General features: G+C 64.6%; 18 protein-coding genes. 11 read left to right on the forward strand and 7 right to left on the reverse strand.

From position 1 onward, the window contains the following. Positions 1 to 52 precede the first annotated feature (52 nt). From AC07NV_RS03535 to AC07NV_RS03565, 7 genes are all read left to right on the forward strand, one after another. Positions 53 to 724, forward strand: coding sequence for a DUF969 domain-containing protein (locus tag AC07NV_RS03535; RefSeq protein WP_495164955.1), 672 nt, complete (start codon positions 53 to 55; stop codon positions 722 to 724). Further along, a complete protein-coding gene (locus AC07NV_RS03540; protein WP_495164956.1) occupies positions 721 to 1659 on the forward strand; it encodes a DUF979 domain-containing protein in 939 nt (312 codons plus the stop codon). Before AC07NV_RS03535 ends, AC07NV_RS03540 begins: the two co-directional genes overlap by 4 nt. Before the next feature lie 2 nt (positions 1660 to 1661). After that, positions 1662 to 2654: a DUF2891 domain-containing protein gene (locus tag AC07NV_RS03545; RefSeq protein ID WP_495164957.1), complete on the forward strand. Its 993-nt coding sequence runs from the start codon at positions 1662 to 1664 to the stop codon at positions 2652 to 2654. A gap of 166 nt (positions 2655 to 2820) precedes the next feature. After that, positions 2821 to 3825 carry a LacI family DNA-binding transcriptional regulator gene (locus AC07NV_RS03550; protein ID WP_495164958.1) on the forward strand — a complete coding sequence of 335 codons (1005 nt, stop codon included), beginning with the start codon at positions 2821 to 2823 and terminating at the stop codon, positions 3823 to 3825. A 104-nt stretch (positions 3826 to 3929) separates the two neighbouring features. Continuing rightward, a complete protein-coding gene (locus AC07NV_RS03555; protein ID WP_495164959.1) occupies positions 3930 to 5108 on the forward strand; it encodes a GGDEF domain-containing protein in 1179 nt (392 codons plus the stop codon). A gap of 79 nt (positions 5109 to 5187) precedes the next feature. Then, positions 5188 to 5937 (forward strand): hypothetical protein, encoded by a 750-nt coding sequence (locus tag AC07NV_RS03560; RefSeq protein WP_495164960.1) that lies wholly within the window; start codon positions 5188 to 5190, stop codon positions 5935 to 5937. Between the two features lie 133 nt (positions 5938 to 6070). Then, the gene (locus AC07NV_RS03565; RefSeq protein WP_495164961.1) at positions 6071 to 6562 is read left to right on the forward strand and encodes a hypothetical protein; all 492 of its coding nucleotides are present in this window, start codon (positions 6071 to 6073) and stop codon (positions 6560 to 6562) included. Between the two features lie 12 nt (positions 6563 to 6574). Here AC07NV_RS03565 and AC07NV_RS03570 read toward each other — a convergent pair whose 3' ends face one another. After that, positions 6575 to 7045, reverse strand: a complete 471-nt coding sequence (locus AC07NV_RS03570; protein ID WP_495164962.1) for a RidA family protein — start codon at positions 7043 to 7045, stop codon at positions 6575 to 6577. 171 nt (positions 7046 to 7216) lie between these two features. Here AC07NV_RS03570 and AC07NV_RS03575 point away from each other — a divergent pair, with 171 nt between their 5' ends. Then, positions 7217 to 9640, forward strand: a complete 2424-nt coding sequence (locus AC07NV_RS03575; protein WP_495164963.1) for a TonB-dependent receptor plug domain-containing protein — start codon at positions 7217 to 7219, stop codon at positions 9638 to 9640. 82 nt (positions 9641 to 9722) lie between these two features. Here the strand turns inward: AC07NV_RS03575 and AC07NV_RS03580 are convergent, their stop codons facing one another. The 5 genes from AC07NV_RS03580 to AC07NV_RS03600 form a co-directional block, all read right to left on the reverse strand. Beyond that, positions 9723 to 10421 carry a hypothetical protein gene (locus AC07NV_RS03580; RefSeq protein ID WP_495164964.1) on the reverse strand — a complete coding sequence of 233 codons (699 nt, stop codon included), beginning with the start codon at positions 10419 to 10421 and terminating at the stop codon, positions 9723 to 9725. 436 nt (positions 10422 to 10857) lie between these two features. Next, positions 10858 to 11865, reverse strand: coding sequence for an ATP-binding protein (locus tag AC07NV_RS03585; RefSeq protein WP_495164965.1), 1008 nt, complete (start codon positions 11863 to 11865; stop codon positions 10858 to 10860). Between the two features lie 179 nt (positions 11866 to 12044). After that, entirely contained in the window at positions 12045 to 12308 is a 264-nt protein-coding gene (locus tag AC07NV_RS03590; protein ID WP_495164966.1) for an AlbA family DNA-binding domain-containing protein, read from the reverse strand. Between the two features lie 102 nt (positions 12309 to 12410). Next, complete coding sequence (locus AC07NV_RS03595) at positions 12411 to 12752, reverse strand: helix-turn-helix transcriptional regulator (RefSeq protein ID WP_495164967.1); 342 nt, start codon at positions 12750 to 12752, stop codon at positions 12411 to 12413. Positions 12753 to 12764: 12 nt separating this feature from the next. Further along, the gene (locus AC07NV_RS03600) at positions 12765 to 13013 is read right to left on the reverse strand and encodes a type II toxin-antitoxin system RelE family toxin (protein ID WP_495164968.1); all 249 of its coding nucleotides are present in this window, start codon (positions 13011 to 13013) and stop codon (positions 12765 to 12767) included. A gap of 348 nt (positions 13014 to 13361) precedes the next feature. Between AC07NV_RS03600 and acnA the strand changes: the two genes are divergently transcribed. Genes acnA through AC07NV_RS03615 form a run of 3 tightly spaced genes read left to right on the forward strand, consistent with a single transcriptional unit; the run spans position 13362 to position 16687 of the window. Continuing rightward, positions 13362 to 16034 (forward strand): aconitate hydratase AcnA, encoded by a 2673-nt coding sequence (gene acnA / locus AC07NV_RS03605; protein ID WP_495164969.1) that lies wholly within the window; start codon positions 13362 to 13364, stop codon positions 16032 to 16034. 14 nt (positions 16035 to 16048) lie between these two features. Then, positions 16049 to 16375 (forward strand): ribosomal protein L7/L12, encoded by a 327-nt coding sequence (locus AC07NV_RS03610; protein ID WP_495164970.1) that lies wholly within the window; start codon positions 16049 to 16051, stop codon positions 16373 to 16375. A gap of 36 nt (positions 16376 to 16411) precedes the next feature. Next, positions 16412 to 16687 carry a CBU_0592 family membrane protein gene (locus AC07NV_RS03615; RefSeq protein WP_495164971.1) on the forward strand — a complete coding sequence of 92 codons (276 nt, stop codon included), beginning with the start codon at positions 16412 to 16414 and terminating at the stop codon, positions 16685 to 16687. Here AC07NV_RS03615 and AC07NV_RS03620 read toward each other — a convergent pair. Continuing rightward, on the reverse strand, positions 16684 to 18147 hold the full coding sequence (locus AC07NV_RS03620; RefSeq protein WP_495164972.1) for an amidohydrolase family protein: 1464 nt from the start codon (positions 18145 to 18147) through the stop codon (positions 16684 to 16686). The genes AC07NV_RS03615 and AC07NV_RS03620 overlap by 4 nt on opposite strands. Positions 18148 to 18188: the final 41 nt, after the last annotated feature.

The raw sequence follows: 18188 nt of genomic DNA on the forward strand, positions 1-18188 counted from the left end.
CAAGAACAGGGTCTACCCCACGCGGGGATGACGGGACGAAAGGATATCGATCATGCTCGTCCTGATCGGCATCCTCATCATCATCGCGGGCTTCGTGCTGCGCTTCAATCCGCTGCTCGTCATCATGGCCTCGGCGCTCGCGACCGGCCTCGCCGCGGGGCTCGACGTCGCCGCGATTATCGCCGCCTTCGGCAAGGCGTTCAACGACACCCGCTATGTCTCGATCGTCTGGATCGTCCTGCCCGTCATCGGCCTGCTCGAGGCCTATGGCCTCCAGCAACATGCCCGCAGCCTCATCGGGCGCATGAAGGGCGCGACGCTCGGCCGCCTGCTCACCTCCTACCTGCTCCTCCGCCAGGCGATGGCGGCCGTCGGCCTGACTTCGGTCGCCGGCCACCCGCAAACCGTCCGCCCGCTCGTCGCGCCGATGGCCGAAGCCGCCGCCGAGGCGAAGAATGACGCGCTCACCGACGACCAGCGCGAGGAGGTGAAGGCCTTCTCCGCCGCCACCGACAATATCGGCCTCTTCTTCGGCGAGGATATCTTCCTCGCGATCGGTTCGATCCTGCTGATGAAGGGCGTGCTCGAAGGCTATGGCTATATCATCGAGCCCCTGCACTTCTCGCTCTGGGCGATCCCGACCGCAATCGCCGCCTTGCTGATCCACGGCTTCCGCCTCCGCCGCCTCGAAAAGCGCATGATGAAGCAGGAGGCCGGCGCATGATCACGCTCGGCTTCGTCTATGTCCTTACGGGCCTGACCTTCGCACTTTTCGCCATGCTCGGCCTCCGCGATCGCAGCAACCCGAAACGCTTCGGCAACGCCGCCTTCTGGGGGCTGCTCGCGCTGTCGATGCTCGCGGGCGATCGCCTCGGCGATTTCGGCAATGGCCTGCTCGTCCTCGCCCTCGTCGCGATTGCCGGCACCGGCCAGATCGGACGCGCGCCCGGCGGCGACGTCCCCGCCGATGTTCAGGCAGAGCGCGCCGCGCGCCACGGCCCCTTCCTGCTCCTCGTCGCGCTGATCATCCCCGCAGTCGCGCTCGCGGGCACCTTCCTGTTCAAATGGGTTCCCGGCCTCGCCGACCCCAAGCAGGCGACGTTGATCTCGCTCGCCTTCGGCGTCCTCATCGCGCTCACGGTCGGCATGGTGCGGCTCAAACCCCCACTTCTGCTTCCCGCCCAGCAGGGGCGCCGCCTGCTCGATGCGGTCGGCTGGGCCGCGATCCTGCCGCAGATGCTCGCCAGCCTCGGCGCGGTTTTTGCCCTCGCCGGGGTCGGTGAAGTCGTCGGCGACCTCATCGGCACCGCGATCCCCGAGGGCAGCCTGTTTGGTGCCACCCTCGCCTTCGGGCTCGGCATGGCGCTCTTCACCATGGTGATGGGCAACGCTTTCGCCGCCTTCCCGGTGATGCTCGCCGCGGTCGGCATGCCTTTGCTCATCAAGCAATATGGCGGCGACCCCGCCGTCGTCGCGGCGATCGGCATGCTCGCGGGCTTCTGCGGCACGCTGCTGACCCCGATGGCGGCGAACTTCAACCTCGTCCCCGCCGCGCTGCTCGAACTCAAAAATCCCTATGGCGTGATCAAGGCGCAGGTCGGGACCGCCGTGCCGCTATTGGCGGTGAACATCCTCTTCATCTGGCTCTTTGCATTCTGACCATGACCACCCTCACCCCCGACCATGCCGCCCGCTTCGCGACCGCCACCCTGTCGCACCTCGGCCGGGAATATCCGTACAAGATGGACCTTGTCCTGAACGGCCCCGCGGATGCCAAGCCGCCGCGCGAGCATCACCCGATCTTCCACGGCAGCTTCGACTGGCACAGCTGCGTCCATGGCTGGTGGCAGGTGCTCCGCCTCGCGCGCCGCTTCCCCGACCTGCCCGTCGCCGCCGGGATACGCGCCCGCGCCGACGAAATGCTCGTGCCCGAAAAGGTCGCGGGCGAGCTCGCCTTCCTTGACCGACCCTATGCCGCGGGCTTCGAACGCCCCTATGGCTGGGCGTGGCTGCTCGCGCTCCATGCCGAGGCGGCGCGCCACGATGCCCCATGGGCGGCCGCGCTCGAACCGCTCGCCGCCGCCTTCGCCGCGCGCTTCCATGCCTTCCTGCCCAAGCTCACCTATCCGCTGCGCGTCGGCACCCATTTCAACATCAGCTTCGCCCTCCTGCTTGCGCGCGACTGGGCAGAAAGCCGCGATCCGAAGCTCGTCACCCTCATCGACGCCCGCACCCGCGACTGGTTCGCCGGCGACCGCGATTGTCAGGCATGGGAACCCGGCGGCGACGAATTTCTGTCATCGGCGCTGACCGAAGCGCATCTGATGGCGGTCGTCCTCGGGGAGGATTTCACCCCATGGTTCGACGCCTTCCTGCCCCGCGCCGCGCATGAACAGCCCGCAACGCTGTTCACCCCCGCGACCGTCTCCGACCGCAGCGACGGCAAGATCGCGCATCTCGACGGCCTCAATCTCAGCCGCGCGTGGAGTTGGCGCGCCATCGCCGCTGCGCTCGGTCCCGCCCACCCGGTAGCGTCGGTTGCCGGGGCTGCCGCACAGCGCCATCTCGACGCCGCGCTCGCGCACGTTACCGGCGACTATATGGGCGAACACTGGCTCGCGAGCTTTGCCCTGCTGGCCCTGGATGGGCTCTGATTTCGTCACCCCGGACTTGATCCCGGGTCCATGCGACGCAAGCGGGCGATGGATGCCGGATCAAGTCCGGCATGACGAGAGTTGAGGGGCGTTACCGCGATTGACAAGCCACCCCCTCGCGGCGAGAGACGGCGGCAGAGGGGAGAAGCCAGAGGTGAACGGAAAGATGCTGCGTCCGACATCGTTCGACGTCGCCGAGCGTGCCGGCGTGTCGCAATCGACCGTCTCGCGCGCGCTCCGCAACAGCCCCGGGGTCAACGCCGAAACGCGCGCACGCGTTTCGGCCGCCGCGCGCGAACTCGGCTATGTCGTCGACCGCCACGCCTCGTCGCTGCGCCTCAAAAGCAGCGAGACGATCGCGCTCGTCACCATCTGCCGCCCCGGCGAGGATCGCAGCGCGATCAATCCCTTCTACTTCGCCTTGCTCGGCAGCATCGCCGCCGCGACCTCGGCGCGCGGGTTCAACCTGCTCGTCTCGTTTCAGGAAAATCCCGACAATTTCCGCGCCGATTTCGTCGCCTCGGGCCTCGCCGACGCGATGATCGTCATCGGCACGACCAGCAACCGTCCGGCATGGGACTATTTTGCCGCCGCGCAGGCGTCGGGGCTCGACTTCGTCTGCTGGGGCAGCCCCGGCAGCCCGTTCCACTGGATGCGCAGCGAAAATGACCTCGGCGGCCAGCTCGCCGCCGAGCATTTCTTGCGTGACGGCCGCCGCCGCATCGCCTTCATCGGGCCACAGCAGTCGCCGCAGCGCCAGTTCGACGAACGCCGCGACGGTTTTACCGCCGCGCTCGCCGCGCACGGCATCACCCCCTTCGTCGCCGAGCCGCCCGCCGCCGCCGACCGCCACGCGCAGGGCGTCGCCGCGGTCCACGCGCTGCTCGACGCGCATCCCGACATCGATGCGATCTTTGCGGCCAGCGACATGCTCGCACTCGGCGTGCTGCAAGGGCTCAAGGATGCCGGGCGTAGCGTGCCGGGCGACGTCGCGTTGATCGGCTTCGACGGCATCCGCGCCGGCACGCTGGCCGACCCCGCGCTCACCACGCTCGAACCCGACCTCGACGCCGCGGGCGAAGCCCTCGTCGCGATGGCGCTCGAGGATGACGAGCGCACGCGCAGCGGCACCCGCGTCCCGGTCCATCTGGTTGTGCGCGGGACCGCCTGAACGTTCGGCGCTTTGCCGCGTTACCGTGACTTAACTCCCCGGAAAGTAACAACTCGTTATCGATGGCGCTGCTACCCTCAGGGGCGAGGACAGAAAGCGGTAGTGTGAACGGACAATTTTTCATTTCGCTGCTCAATCCGGGCATCGGCCTGCTGTTCGCCACTGCCTTTTTTCTGCTGTGGCTGAATCGGCACGAGCGCTATGTCGCCTATGCCGCCGGCGCGTACACGGCTTCTGCCATTGCGTTCCTGATTCAGGATCTGGGACCGGTGTTGCCGATGGAATTGCAGCGGCTGCCCGCGAATCTCGGCTTTCTCGCCACCGGAGTCCTGTTCGCTGCGGCGATCATCAAACGCTACGACCTGCCGATACCATGGCGCGCAATGGCGGTCACGGTCGCGGTCTCGATCACCGTTTTCCTGTGGTTCCTGCTCGGCCAGCCCAGCATCGCGGCGCGCATCCTGGCGATCAGCACCGGCGCCGGCATCATCGCCGCGATGGTTGTCCGCGCACTCTGGCCCATCGAAAAACACTATCTGATCGACCGGGTCCTCTTCTGGGTCGCCGCGCTATCGGCGCTCAACCTGATCATCCGTCCGGTCGTGCTGCTTTCGCTCGGCGGCGGCTTCGACAATTATGTCGGTTTCCAGCAGTCGGTATATTGGACCACCGTCCAATTCAGTCAGGCGATGGTGTCGATCGTCGCCGCGATCAGCCTGATGGTCGCGGTTGCGATCGACCAGATCAACGAATTGCGTCGTCAGGTCGACGACGACAATCTGTCGGGCCTGCTCAACCGCCGCGGGTTCGAGGCACAGGCCGGCGCGGCGTTGCGCCGCTGTATCGACGAGGATCGCCCCGTCGCGCTGATGATCGCCGACCTCGACCATTTCAAGCTGATCAACGACAATCACGGCCACGCGGTCGGCGACGCGATCATCGCGGCGTTCGGCGCGCATGTCCGGCGGATCGCCCCGGCCGAGATGATCGCCGGGCGCATCGGCGGCGAGGAGTTCGCGCTGCTCGTCCCCGGCGCGGGGATCGAAGCGGCGCGCAAGCTCGCCGAGGCGGTCCGCACCGGACTGCAGGCCGCTTGCACTGACCATATCCCGGCAAAGCTCTGTCCGACGACCAGCATCGGCATTGCGATCGGCGCGCCGGGCACCGGCCTTTCGGCGCTGATGGCCGATGCCGATCAGGCGCTCTATCAGGCCAAGCGCACCGGCCGCAACCGCGTCCGCGCGTTCACCCCCAAACCCGTTCGCCTCGCCGCCGGCGCCTGAGAGGCGGCTTGTGTGACGATGGTCACCGCGAGCGTGTCCAATCTGCGCGATAAGGCCGAGGCTTGATCTTAAAGGGAAAATGACCGTGCGACACCTGCTCGCGGCCGCCGCCGCAACCCTGCTCCTCGCTCCCGCGGCCGGCGACGCGCGCCTCCCTCCGCTGCCGGGGTCCGCGCCGCAGCCTGCCGCCGCGCAACCGGTACGCGAGACCTATCGCTATCGCTGCGACGTCACGAAGGAACTGAAAGGGGGCACCATCTCGCTGACCCGCCTCTACACCGACGAAGGCAAGCGCGACGCCGGCGACTTCATGCACTGGAACCTCAAGGGCTATGATCCCTCGAGCCCGCGGCAGCCGCTCGAACTCGACCTTTCCTATATCTGGGACGAAGCGCGCCAGCCCGCGATCGAACCGCGCAAGATCGAGGTCCAGCTTCGCGTCGGGCTCGACGCCGACCTGCCCGAGGTCGCGCTGATCCGGATGCAGCGCCCCTTTCCGGTCGAACCCTATGGCATCGTCGGCAGCACCGCGCTCTCGACCCAGGTCTTTCCCTATGGCGCCCACAATATGAAGGACGGCCATGGCGAGCTGCCGCTCGGCGACCTGCTGGCCTATGCCGAGGGCTATGATGCGCTCGACTGGACGCTGATCCGCCCGTCCGACCGGCTGGGCGGCGACAAGGAGATCGCACACGGCACGATCGATATCGCGGTACTGCGCGAAGCGGTCGCCGCGCTTCCCGCCTTGCGCAAGGCGCTCGCGGTCAAGACCGCCGCGCCCAAGGCGCGCTGCGAACGCGTCCTGTGGCCCGAACAGATCCGCTATTGACCATGGCGGCGCAAATCCCCGATCATCCGAACCAGCTAATTTTAAAGGGATACTCCATGAAGATTGCCGCTTTTGCGGGCGCCGCCATGCCGGCCAGCGCCGCGCGGACCCTGAAACGAAACGGAGACCATCCATGTATCTGACGATGATGGCGCTGGCCGCCGCCGCCCAGTCGCCGCTGCCGTCGACGGCCTTTCCCGAAGATGTTCTGATCGACATGCGCTATGACTGTAAAGTCGGTTCGGCCGCGCGCACGAAGGGGGCCGGCAAGGGCGGCCTCGCCGCCTATCCCGCCGGCGATTATGTCTTTCTGTTTCCCGCCGATGTCGGGTTGATCACGGGCAAGGCGATTCCCTATCTCTACACGCTCGACGACGGCCGCACCTTCTTCGATCGTGCCACGATCGAACAACCCGATCCCGCCCTCGGGCCGTCCTTCGGTTTTGCGCTGCGCACGCGGACAGGCGCCGTGTTCGCCTTTACGCTGCGCGATGCCGAAGCCCCCGGGCGCGCCCGGCTTCGCGGGATGTACCGCCCCGCCGACGGGTCCGGTGCGATCGACGTGGAGGGACAATGCCGGTCGAGGACGGGGCCGGTGCACGTGAACGTGCCCGACGCCCGCTAAATCGGCCCGCGATCATGTCTTCGGCTTGCGCGCCACCACCTTGATCTCGACCACCGCCGTGGGTTCATAGAGGCGCGAGACGCCGATTGCGGTCCATGCCGGGAAGGGCGCCTTCACATATTTGTTCTTCACCGCGACAAAGCCGTCGATGTGCGCGCCGATGTCGGTGTGAAAGGTCGTGATGTCGACGACATCGTCCCAGCTCGCCCCCGCCCGCGCCAGCGTCGCGGCGATATGCGCAAAGGCGCGCTCATATCCCGCCGCAAGGTCGGTCTCGCCCGTCCCCGGCCCCGCAACCACGCCCGACAGGTAGATGGTGTCGCCCGCGATCACCGCATCGGCATAGCCGACCGCCTCCTGAAAGCTGCGTCCCCCGGGGTTCTCGGACATCAGGACGTTTGCGGGTTCGCGCGCGATTGAGGGCGAAGCGACAAGGCCCGCTGCCAGCGTTGCCGCAATCCCGGCCGTCCGAACGATCCGCATAAAGCCCCCTCGCCAAACCATGTGTCACCAGCCTGACAGCTGGCGGAGCGGTACGCAAGCATGCGCGGGCAAAGGCGTTTCTTGTTCCCCGGCGCACCGTCGCCGCAAGACGATTGACGATATGCCATTCGCTACATATGGGACGATATATCATTTCATATAGGGGGTAAATTGCAAAATCCGGTTATCAAGGGCCTGCTGGCCCTCTCATTTGCCGGCGCCTGTGCGGCGCCTGCGGTTGCACAGGATTACCCCGCCGGACAGGATGCGGCGGGCAGCACCAACGACAGCGAAAAGCGCAAGGCCGACGATATCGTCGTCACCGGCTCGCTCATCCGCGGCTTGCCGAAAGAATATGTGGCGAGCCCGGTCTTCACCCATGGTCAGGCCGATATCGTGCAATCGGGATCGGGGTCGGTCGCCGAATATATGCTCACGATTCCGCAGAATTTCACCGGCGATCTCAGCGAATTTGCCACAAGCGGCGCCGGGATCGGCAGCCCGCTCGGCGACGCGACGACCTATAACCAGTTCGACGGCTTCGCGGGCTTCGCGCTCCGCGGGCTGGCGTCGGACGCGACGCTGACCCTGCTCAACGGCCGCCGCATGCCGTCGGTCGGGATGAACGAGGCGCCGACGGTCTCGGTCATCCCCTCGATGCTGATCGAGCGGATCGACATCATCCCCGACGGCGCCTCGGCCACCTATGGCGCCGATGCGGTCGCGGGGGTCGTCAACATCGTCACCCGCAAGCCAAAAGACGGGCTCGAGCTGCAGGCGCGCGGCGCCACCGCGACGCGGACGGGCAAGAAGGACTGGCAGGCGAGCGCGCTCGCGGGGCACAGCTGGGGCAGCGGCCGCGTCTACGGCATGGCGATGATCCAGGATCGCTCGCCCTTCGTCGGCGATCCGGTCGAGGCGTCGGGCGAAGCGCTCCAGATCACCCAGCTCCCCGACGAACGGCTCACCGGGCTCTACGCCGGGCTGGAGCAGGAGGCCGGCGATTTCACCTTCTCGCTCGACGCCTCGCGTTTCCAGCGCGACCGCAGTTCGCGCCAGCTCTTCCTCGACGAACCCGCGTTCAACCGCAGCTTCAAGACCCGCACGCGCGGCGTGTCGATCTACAGCGGCGTCCGCTGGCAGGGCGAAGGCGCGACCGCGCTCGACCTGACGGTCGACTATCACCGCAACCGCACCGAGAGCTCCTCCTCCAGAGTGGGCCGTCCACCCGCCAGCCGCGAATCGACCAACCGGCTGTTCGCCGTCGAGCTGCGCGGCCAGACCGCGCTCGCCTCGCTCCCCGCCGGCCCGGTCATGGCCGCCGCGGGCTTCCAGTATCGCGCCGAGACGCTGCGCACCGACGCGACGATCTTTTTCAACCGCAACGGCGCGACGCGCAAGGTCAAGTCGGTCTTCGGCGAAGTGAATATCCCCGTCATCGGCCCCGAGCAGTCGGTGCCGATGATCCGGTCGCTCACCCTGTCCGCCGCCGCGCGCTACGAGGATCTCGGCTTCGACACCGCGCTGTCGCCCAAGGTCGGGTTGCGCTGGCAGCTCAACCGCTCGGTCGCGCTACGCGGCACCTGGGCGCGCTCCTTCCTCGCGCCGCGCTTCCGCAGCACGATCGGGATCGCCGAACAGGTGTCGTTCGGCCTCTACGACTATAAATTCCTCGACCCCAAGGACCAGAATCCCGCGCTCCCCGCCGGACAGGCGCTGGTCATGTTCCGCGCCGGCGCGAACCCCGATCTGCGGACGCAGGATGCCGACACATGGACGTTCGGGGTCGACCTGACCCCGACCTTCATTCCCGATCTGACGATCAAGGCGGGCTATTACCGGATCAAGATTTCGGGCCGCGTCGGCACGCCCAAGCCCGACGACAGCCTGTCGGTCCGCGATCTGCAAGTCTTCAACATCGCGAACCCCGGCCTCGCACAGATCCGGCAGGTCGTGGACAACCCCGCGGTGTTCCGCCGCTTCGCCGAAGTCCCCGCGATCAACAACGGCGACCTCACCTTTTTCGATTCGGCCGCCGACGTCCCCGCCGGCCTCTTGTCGCAGGTCCAGCTGATCGCCGACATCCGCGCCCAGAATTTCGCGGTCGAATCGACCGACGGCCTCGATCTCGACCTGTCGTGGCGCCCGCAGCTTTTCGGCGGCACCGCGATGCTCAAGCTCACCGGCCAATATATATTGAACCTCGACCTCAAGGCCGGGGGCGACACGGCGATTTCGCGGGTCGACGGCTATGCCAAGCCCGCCGACCTCCGGCTGGGTGGCACGATCGCGTGGGGCCGCGGCGGCGTCTCGGTCGGCTCGGTGGTGAATTATGTCGACGGCTTCACCGACGACCGCCCCGGCCAGCCGGTCCGCCGGATCGGATCGTTCACGACCGCCTCCTTCTTCCTCGGTTTCGACCTCGGCCGCCTGTCGTCGGCGGCGTGGCTGGCGGACAGCGAAGTCCAGCTGGTTGTCGCCAACCTGTTCGACCGGCAACCGCCGCGCGTCGTCGACGGGGTGCTGGGGTACGACCCGTATAACAATCCGCCCAACCCACGCACGGTGGGGCTGATCCTCACCAAGCGCTTTTAAAGGGAGGCGCGAACAGCGCAGGGACCGTCAGGAGACGGTCGCCGCGCTGAACCGGCTGAACCGGTAGCGGCGGGGCGGCGCATCACCCCGCAAGCGGCGGCAGGCGTTTCGACGTCGGCGCCGCCATCCGGGCCTCCATCGCCGCCATCGCCGCCCCGTCCAGCGCAGCCACCTCGTCGCGGGTCAGCGGCCGCTTCTGCCCGCATGTCACGCACGGCGGGTGAAAGTGGCGCTGGTTCCGGCGGTACAGCTCGACCATCGCGATGCGCTTCAGCAGCACCGCGTCGGTTTCCTCCTGCGTCGCGATATGGTGCTGCACCTTCACCCCGTCCTCGAAGGCGACCCCGCTTTCGAACTCGCTGCGGTCGATAAAGCGGTGCCGCACCGCCTCGGGCAGCACGAACGCCTCGGCCTCCTCCGCCGTCAGCGCGCGCCCCAGCGCCCCCGACAGGTCGCCGCGTTTCAGCAGCAGCGCGAGCAGCGCATCCGACGGCACGATCCGCCGCTCGACCTCGCGGCCATCGCGAATCACCACCGTCTCGCGCCCCTCGACCGCGCGCTGATACGCGACCGCCTCCAGCCCGCGCAGCGCGTTGGCGAGCGCCTCGGCGCACGCCCGGTCGAAGGCTGCGAACAATTTGCGCGAGCGATTGACCGACGTCGTACTGACCCCCGCCACCCGCGCCGCATCGGCAACGCACCCCGTCTGCGCCAGCAAAGCCAGAAACGTCCGCGTCCGCGCCACCGTCCACCCATCCTCGCGAATGCGCAGCCCGGGCATCAAGGGATTGGCCGCCGTCAAACGCCCCTCCCGCTTGCGGGAGGGGCAGCGAGACTTGCCAGCTTGCTGGCTAGTCGCAGCGGGGAGGGCATGATCACTGCCGCCGTCGCTGCCCGATTTCCCCCGCGAACCCCGCTCCACCTTACGCCCCATAGCTCGATCTCCCGAATCACCTGGAATGAATCGGAATGATTTTGAACCTATTTGGATAATGTAGGAAAGCGAAAAATGAAGTGGAGACGATATGATTCGTCACCCCGGACTTGATCCGGGGTCCATGGCAAACCTGTGAGATCGTGAATTTGAGGTGAGGCTGTTGGCGAAATTGCATCGCCAAAAACCTGCGCCGGATTACATAAAAAATAGGAATTAGATTATTGATTTTCCTATATTTTCTTACAAGGCTGACCAATGCGACCGCCAACGAGTTACATAACTAGGGGGCATAAAATGGAACGTAGCGCGCGTTTCGATTGGCCTGATCCTCACTTAGCGGCTTGATACGCCCGGCCTCAACGGCATCTCGTATGACGTTGGATACTTGCGGGTATTGCTTCTGTGACAAACCAAACCGCGAGCGCAGGGAAGCGTTGCTCATCGGCTCGCCCTGTTCGTAGGTTAAGCAAGCGTGCTGAAAACATGCACGCTCTCGCTCCTCCGACGTCATATCGGCAAACTTTCTTGCCATAAAGACAGTGACGACCGTAGAGCCCTCCACTGCCTCAATAAGCGGCGGCGGAAGCGCCGTGCGCTCAATTTCGCTAATTGCTCGATCAACTCCGCTACCGCGTTCTTCGCAAAATCCTGCATCGCGCATCATCTTCGCGAACCGCTGGTTCCGCGTTTTTGATGGAGAGTCTATGAAACGATCGACGGCGACGAGCGGCAGCCCCGGATTCGTGATGCGAACCTTGTCCTTAAAAATCTCGATTAGCGTCCTGCCAGGCTGCGTAAAATCCTGATGCACAATAGCATTCGCAAGAAACTCACGGATCGATATTTCAGGAATTGCATAAACCTTAGTCCGAATGCCGTGGCGCATTTCCTCCGAGCTAGGGATTTTGCTCATTATATGTTCTAATAAACCCTGAAAAGTGTTGAGATAACCTCGCCTTCCTTCTTGATCGTCAATAGCGTCAAGTTTGTCTTTTCCCTTGTATGTTACGGCCCGGGGCCCTTTACCGTTAAGATGAGAAAACTGGTCGTTGTCGCGGCCGCACGTAAGCGCGAGTAGAGTTGATGCCTCAAATTTCCCCTGCATATCGTCCCTGATGAGCCCCCTGACCACAAGGTCGTCGATAGCTTCGGAGGCGCCTTTAGGCTTGGAACCAAGCCGCGTCAGCAAAACCGTGATTCCGAACTGCTCATGCAACTCTTCCGATGAAAAGTGCTTGCTTAGCGGGCTGGTTTCGAAAGAATAGCGTGAAGTAATTTGCCACAGCATACGCTCCCGCTCGGGATAGTTAGAGAGAGGTTGCTGAGACGAACCTATACGAACGTTGGCAATTCCTTTAAACTTTACTGGCTGACGATAGCCTGGATCTATACATAGTATTTCAACGCGTCGCCCGTCATATTCTATTGTCTCAACCTTAACCGTAATGTGCGGGTCCAAATATTTGTTCAGCCAGAGAATAAATGATTCCGACCCAACGCTTCTCCTAGCAAGTCGACGGCAGTACCAACAATCTCATGGGTCTCGTCACGAACACCAAAAACGAGGTATGCAGCGTCCTTCTCATGAAGCATCGCCGAATTAGCCAGCGATGATACATACTGGCCTACAGAGTCTTTGTTGAAGTTGTTCTCCTTGAACTCGACCCATTCGGTCTCGCGCGGCAGAGCGCATAGTGATTCCAACAACGCGCGCGGATCATGGATTAGCAACACAAGCTCCCGGTATTTAGGGGCCTCACAGCTAGGCCTTTAGCTACATTACGTTGCGTCAGGATTGTTCACAAGCACTGCGAGATTTGCCCTCACATACCCTCAAACCAAATCATCCACCCTAACCCCCAGCGCCTCCGCCAGCTTCCGCACCGTCTCCACCGACCCCTTGCCGCGCCCGGCCTCGATATCGGCAATCTGCACCCGGTTAACCCCCGACACCGCCCCCAGCTTGACCTGCGACAGTCCGCGCAGTTCGCGCCAGACGCGCAGCGGGCTTTCGCCGGCGATCAGCCGCTTGGCATAGTCGGCGGGCACCAACTCATCCTCGCCCGCCGCCAGCGCCGCCTTGGCGCCATCATAGGCGCGAAGGTCGGCGAGGTCCTCCGCCGCTTCGCGGAGGCGGTCATATTCTTCGCGGGGGATCGTCACCATCTTGCTCATGGCATCATTCCTTCATTCATAAACGCTGCCGCGCGGGCCGATTTCCAGCACCGCCAGCACGACGCCATCCTCCATGATCACGCGCCAGTCGCCGACGCGCAGCCGGATGCCGTCGCGGCCTTTCAGCGCCTTCACATTATTCGCCTGCGACGCGGGGTCGGCGGCATAGGCCTCGATCTTGCCGACGATCCGCGCCGATATGTTGGCGGGCATGCGTTGCAGCGCCTTGATTGCGGATCGCGTGTAGCTGATCGGCTTCATTGGCGGAAATGTAGTCTGTAACTACACTGTAGTCAAGGACTACATCCCTTTCTCGTCATCCCGGACTTGATCCGGGATCCATTCCACCGGCGCCCTATGGACCCCGGATCAAGTCCGGGGTGACGAGGGAGGTGCGGGGTGAAGAAGCGTAGGGACACGGCGGATTTCCTTTGCGTCTTCGCGCCTTCGCGTGAGCCAAATCTTCCCCCCACCCCCTTGCATTTCCTTGGCCTGGGCGTAAGGCGGCGCCAACATAAACCCGCGCGTGCGACTCCCTTCTGCCCCGCTCTCCTGCTCGGGCTTTCGGACAGTCATTCCCCGCCGCGCCAACATGGGGACTGCAATCCTATGACGACCACGGGCAACGACACGCTTGGAACCCGCTCGACGCTGAGCGTCGGCGGCAAGAATTACGCTTATTATTCGCTCGACAAGGCCGCCGCCAAGCTTGGCGACGTCTCGCGCCTGCCGTTCAGCATGAAGGTGCTGCTCGAAAATCTGCTGCGCTTCGAGGACGGCGGCTTCACCGTGTCGACCGACGACGTAAAGGCGATCGTCGACTGGCAGAAGGACCCGCATTCGAACCAGGAAATCCAGTATCGCCCCGCGCGCGTACTGCTGCAGGATTTCACCGGCGTTCCGTGCGTCGTCGACTTGGCCGCAATGCGCGATGCGATCGCCAAGCTTGGCGGCGACACGACCAAGATCAACCCGCTCGTCCCCGTCCACCTCGTCATCGACCACAGTGTGATGGTCGACGAATTCGGCCATCCGAAGGCGTTCGAGCAGAATGTCGAAATCGAATATTATCGCAACGGCGAACGTTATGACTTCCTGAAATGGGGGTCGAAGTCGCTGTCGAATTTCAAGGCGGTGCCCCCGGGCACCGGCATCTGCCACCAGGTCAACCTCGAGCATATCGCGCAGGCGGTGTGGTCGAGCGAGGATAGCGCGGGTGAAACCGTCGCCTATCCCGACACCTGCGTCGGCACCGACAGCCACACGACGATGATCAACGGGCTCGGCGTGCTCGGCTGGGGCGTCGGCGGGATTGAAGCGGAAGCGGCCATGCTCGGCCAGCCGGTGTCGATGCTGATCCCCGAAGTCGTCGGCTTCAAATTCACCGGCAAGCTGAAGGAAGGCGTCACCGCGACCGACCTCGTGCTCACCGCGACGCAGATGCTGCGCGCCAAGGGCGTCGTCGGCCGCTTCGTCGAATATTTCGGCCCCGGCCTCGCCTCGCTGTCGCTCGCCGACCGTGCGACGCTCGCCAATATGGCGCCCGAATATGGCGCGACCTGCGGCTTCTTCGGCGTCGACGACAAGACGCTCGATTATATGCGCCTGACCGGCCGCAGCGACGAAAATATCGCGCTGGTCGAAGCCTATGCCAAGGCGCAGGGGCTGTGGATCGTCGAGGGCGCCGCGGACCCGATCTTCACCGACACGCTCGAACTCGACCTCGGCAGCGTCGTGCCGTCGCTCGCGGGGCCGAAGCGTCCGCAGGACCGCGTCTCGCTCCCCGACGTCGACGATGTGTTCAACGCCGACATGGTCAACACCTATAAAAAGGCGCAGACGCGCGTGCCGGTTGAGGGCGAGGATTTCGACATCGGTGACGGCGACGTCACCATCGCCGCGATCACCAGCTGCACCAACACCTCGAACCCCGGCGTGCTCGTCGCCGCGGGGCTCGTCGCGAAGAAAGCCGACGCGTTCGGGTTGAAGCCCAAGCCGTGGGTCAAGACCTCGCTCGCTCCGGGGTCGCAGGTTGTGACCGATTATCTGGTCAAGGCGGGCTTGCAGAAGCATCTCGATAACATCGGCTTCAACCTCGTCGGCTATGGCTGCACCACCTGCATCGGCAATTCGGGCCCGCTCGCCGAGCCGATTTCGAAGGCGATCAACGAAAATGGCCTCGTCGCCGCGGCGGTGATCTCGGGCAACCGCAACTTCGAAGGCCGCGTGTCGCCCGACGTGCGCGCGAACTTCCTCGCCTCGCCGCCGCTCGTCGTCGCCTATGCGCTGAAGGGCACGGTGATCGAGGATTTCACCACCACCCCGATCGGGCAGGACCAGCAGGGCAAGGACGTGTTCCTCGCCGACATCTGGCCGACCAATCTCGAAGTGGCCGAGGCGGTTGCGGGCGCGGTCGACCGCGACATGTTCGTCGCGCGCTATGCCCATGTCTACAAGGGCGACGAGCATTGGCAGAAGATCGAGGTCGAAGGCAGCGACACCTATCAGTGGCGCGCCGGATCGACCTATGTCGCGAACCCGCCCTATTTCGAGGGCATGACGATGACACCCGCTCCGGTGAAGGACATCATCGACGCCAAGCCGCTCGCGATCCTCGGCGACAGCATAACCACCGACCACATCAGCCCCGCCGGCAGCATCAAGGCGGACAGCCCGGCCGGAAAATGGCTTATGGAACATCAGGTTAGCAAGGCCGACTTCAACAGCTACGGCGCCCGCCGCGGCCACCACGACGTGATGATGCGCGGCACTTTCGCCAACATCCGCATCAAAAACGAAATGGTCCCTGGCATCGAAGGCGGCATGTCGCGCTATGGCGCCGAAGTCATGCCGATCTACGACGCCGCGATGCGCCACAAGGCCGACGGCACCCCGCTCGTCGTCATCGCCGGCAAGGAATATGGCACCGGCTCGTCGCGCGACTGGGCGGCAAAGGGCACCAACCTGCTCGGCGTCCGCACCGTCATCGTCGAAAGCTTCGAGCGCATCCACCGCTCGAACCTCGTCGGCATGGGCGTGCTGCCGCTCCAGTTCCAGGACGGCGACACGCGCGAAACGCTGGGCCTGACCGGCGACGACACCTTCACGATCACCGGCGTCGCGGATCTCAAGCCGCGCCAGACGGTGACCGTGAACGTCACCCGCGCCAACGGTTCGACCTTCAGCTTCGACACGCTCTGCCGCATCGATACGGCAAACGAAGTCGAATATTATATGAACGGCGGCATCCTGCATTACGTGCTGCGCAAGCTCGCGGCCTGATGTAAACGAGGGCGATGAGCGGGTTTCTTCTCTTCGCCCTCGGCTTCCTCTGCGGGGCGGTTCTTGTGCTCGCCTTGCGCCGCAATGACCGGCGCGACCTGATGAGCCCGCCGCGCGTTCCGCCGCGGCCATCGTCAGTTCCCCCACCCTCCGGCGTGCAAATCGACAGCACGCCCGTGACGGTGCATGTGCGCACCGAAATCTCCAGCGACGACCAGATTCTCGACATGATCCGCCGTGGCCGCAAGATCGAGGCGATCAAGCGGATGCGCGACCTCACCGGCATGCGGCTTGCCGAAGCCAAGGATGCCGTCGAGGCCATCGAACGGACGCTACGCTAGGCGCGAACCTCCATTCCCACCCAAAAAGGAAAAGCGATGGATGCGTCCGAAATCCTGATCGAAATCATCGGCTGGGCGGCGGCCGCGATCATCCTCGCTGCCTATGTCCTGCTGTCGCTCGGCAAGCTCGAGGCGCGCGGTTATCTCTATCAGTGGATGAACGTCGTCGGCGCTGGCGGCTTTATCGTCAATTCGGGCTACAACGGCGCGATCCCCTCAGCGGTTCTCAACGTCGTTTGGGCCGCTATGGGGCTCTTCACCCTTTGGAGTGTATGGCGCGCGCGGGAAACGGGGCGCGCCACCGTCCATTAGGGTTCCCGGGGTTTCGCCGCGTCATTCCACGCCGCGACCCTGGCACGAGTTTCGGCGAGCATCTTGTCCAGCGCCGCGCGGTCATGGACCTGACCCCGCATCATCACTGTATCGATGGCGCGCGTCGCAGCGATGTCTTCAAGCGGGTTCTTCGTCAACAGCACGAGGTCGGCCGCCATACCCGGCTTGATTGCCCCATAGCGATCGAGCCAGCCGAACCAAGCCGGCCCCGCACGCGTCGCCGAAGCAAGTGCCTGCGCCGGCGTCAGCCCCTTCTCCACGAACAATCCGATCTCGTCGTGCAACCCAAAGCCGGGATAGTTGAAGCTGTTGAGAAAACCCGCGTCGGTCCCTGCGATAATCGGCACCCCCGCCTCGGCAAGCATCGGCAGGATCGTCCCGATGTCCTCGATCTGCTTGTGCCGCGCCGCAATGGCGGCGGCATCGGCCTTCGCGGCGCGCTCGACGCGCCAGTCATAGGTCTTGCGCAGCTTTGGTCCGATATAGGCGAGCCCGGCGTCTTTCGAATGATCGTCGCGGTCGAGATACGAAATGATGCGGCTGCCGTTCAGCGTCGGCGTCACGAACACGCCTTTCGCAGCAAAGCGGCGATACGCAGCCATTGCGGTCTCGCGATCGAATCCCGCGTCCAGCCGGCGGTTCGCCTCGGCGCGGTCGATGCGCTTTGCGGCGAAATCGCCGGCGATCGCGGCCTCGTCCTTCGCCCCCGCGTTATAGGCGTAGTCGAGATGCTCGATCGAGCTGATCCCGGCATCGACGGCCTGTTCGGTCGTCAGCGCCATAGGGATATGACCAGAGGTGCGCAAACCCAGGATCTTGGCCTGCCGAAGCGCATAGAGAAAGAGTTCAGGCTTCAGCGTGCTGTCGGTGATCTTGACGAAATCAACCTTGTCGCGCGTCTTGAGCCGTGCGAGCGCGGCGTCGACGTCAGCCTCGCTGCCGACCTCGATCGTGCCTTTCCAGAGCGGTGCGATCCCCTCGATCTTGGCACCCGACGTCAGCAGGCGCGGGCCGAACAGGCTGCCGCCCGCAATCTCGCCACGCCACGCGAGCACCTGATCGGGCAGGTCACCCGACGCATCACGGATCGTCGTGATGCCGTTTGCAACATAGAGCGGTAGCAGCGCCTTGTTTTCGTCGATCAGGTCGGGGCCGCCGCCGAAATGGACATGCATGTCCCACAGGCCGGGGATCAGGTAACGGCTCTTGCCCTCGACCGTCCGTCCGGCGCGCCAGTCCCTCGCGATCGCGCTATCGGCGCCGACCGCGACGATATCGCCGCCCTTCACCACCACGGCCTGTCCGGGGACGGTCTTCGCCGCTTCGACGTCCACCACTGTCACATGGCGAATGATGACATCGCCCTGTTTCGGCGCGCCTAGCGCAGGCGATGCGAGAGCAAGCAGAGCGGGAGCCAGAGCGGCAAGCAAGAATTTCATGGGAACAACCTTTCCGAATAGCCGTCCCTTAACCCCATCGG

It is taken from the genome of Sphingopyxis sp. GW821-FHT10B01 (assembly GCF_059415685.1).

What these genes read in the sequence shown, in the direction of transcription:
- AC07NV_RS03535 (WP_495164955.1), top strand. Translation starts at nt 53, where the DNA reads ATGCTCGTCCTGATCGGCATCCTCATCATCATCGCGGGCTTCGTGCTG.
- AC07NV_RS03540 (WP_495164956.1), top strand. Translation starts at nt 721, where the DNA reads ATGATCACGCTCGGCTTCGTCTATGTCCTTACGGGCCTGACCTTCGCA.
- AC07NV_RS03545 (WP_495164957.1), top strand. Translation starts at nt 1,662, where the DNA reads ATGACCACCCTCACCCCCGACCATGCCGCCCGCTTCGCGACCGCCACC.
- AC07NV_RS03550 (WP_495164958.1), top strand. Translation starts at nt 2,821, where the DNA reads ATGCTGCGTCCGACATCGTTCGACGTCGCCGAGCGTGCCGGCGTGTCG.
- AC07NV_RS03560 (WP_495164960.1), top strand. Translation starts at nt 5,188, where the DNA reads ATGACCGTGCGACACCTGCTCGCGGCCGCCGCCGCAACCCTGCTCCTC.
- AC07NV_RS03565 (WP_495164961.1), top strand. Translation starts at nt 6,071, where the DNA reads ATGTATCTGACGATGATGGCGCTGGCCGCCGCCGCCCAGTCGCCGCTG.
- AC07NV_RS03570 (WP_495164962.1), bottom strand. Translation starts at nt 7,045, where the DNA reads ATGCGGATCGTTCGGACGGCCGGGATTGCGGCAACGCTGGCAGCGGGC.
- AC07NV_RS03580 (WP_495164964.1), bottom strand. Translation starts at nt 10,421, where the DNA reads ATGCCCGGGCTGCGCATTCGCGAGGATGGGTGGACGGTGGCGCGGACG.
- AC07NV_RS03585 (WP_495164965.1), bottom strand. Translation starts at nt 11,865, where the DNA reads ATGCTGTGGCAAATTACTTCACGCTATTCTTTCGAAACCAGCCCGCTA.
- AC07NV_RS03595 (WP_495164967.1), bottom strand. Translation starts at nt 12,752, where the DNA reads ATGAGCAAGATGGTGACGATCCCCCGCGAAGAATATGACCGCCTCCGC.
- AC07NV_RS03600 (WP_495164968.1), bottom strand. Translation starts at nt 13,013, where the DNA reads ATGAAGCCGATCAGCTACACGCGATCCGCAATCAAGGCGCTGCAACGC.
- acnA (WP_495164969.1), top strand. Translation starts at nt 13,362, where the DNA reads ATGACGACCACGGGCAACGACACGCTTGGAACCCGCTCGACGCTGAGC.
- AC07NV_RS03610 (WP_495164970.1), top strand. Translation starts at nt 16,049, where the DNA reads ATGAGCGGGTTTCTTCTCTTCGCCCTCGGCTTCCTCTGCGGGGCGGTT.
- AC07NV_RS03615 (WP_495164971.1), top strand. Translation starts at nt 16,412, where the DNA reads ATGGATGCGTCCGAAATCCTGATCGAAATCATCGGCTGGGCGGCGGCC.
- AC07NV_RS03620 (WP_495164972.1), bottom strand. Translation starts at nt 18,147, where the DNA reads ATGAAATTCTTGCTTGCCGCTCTGGCTCCCGCTCTGCTTGCTCTCGCA.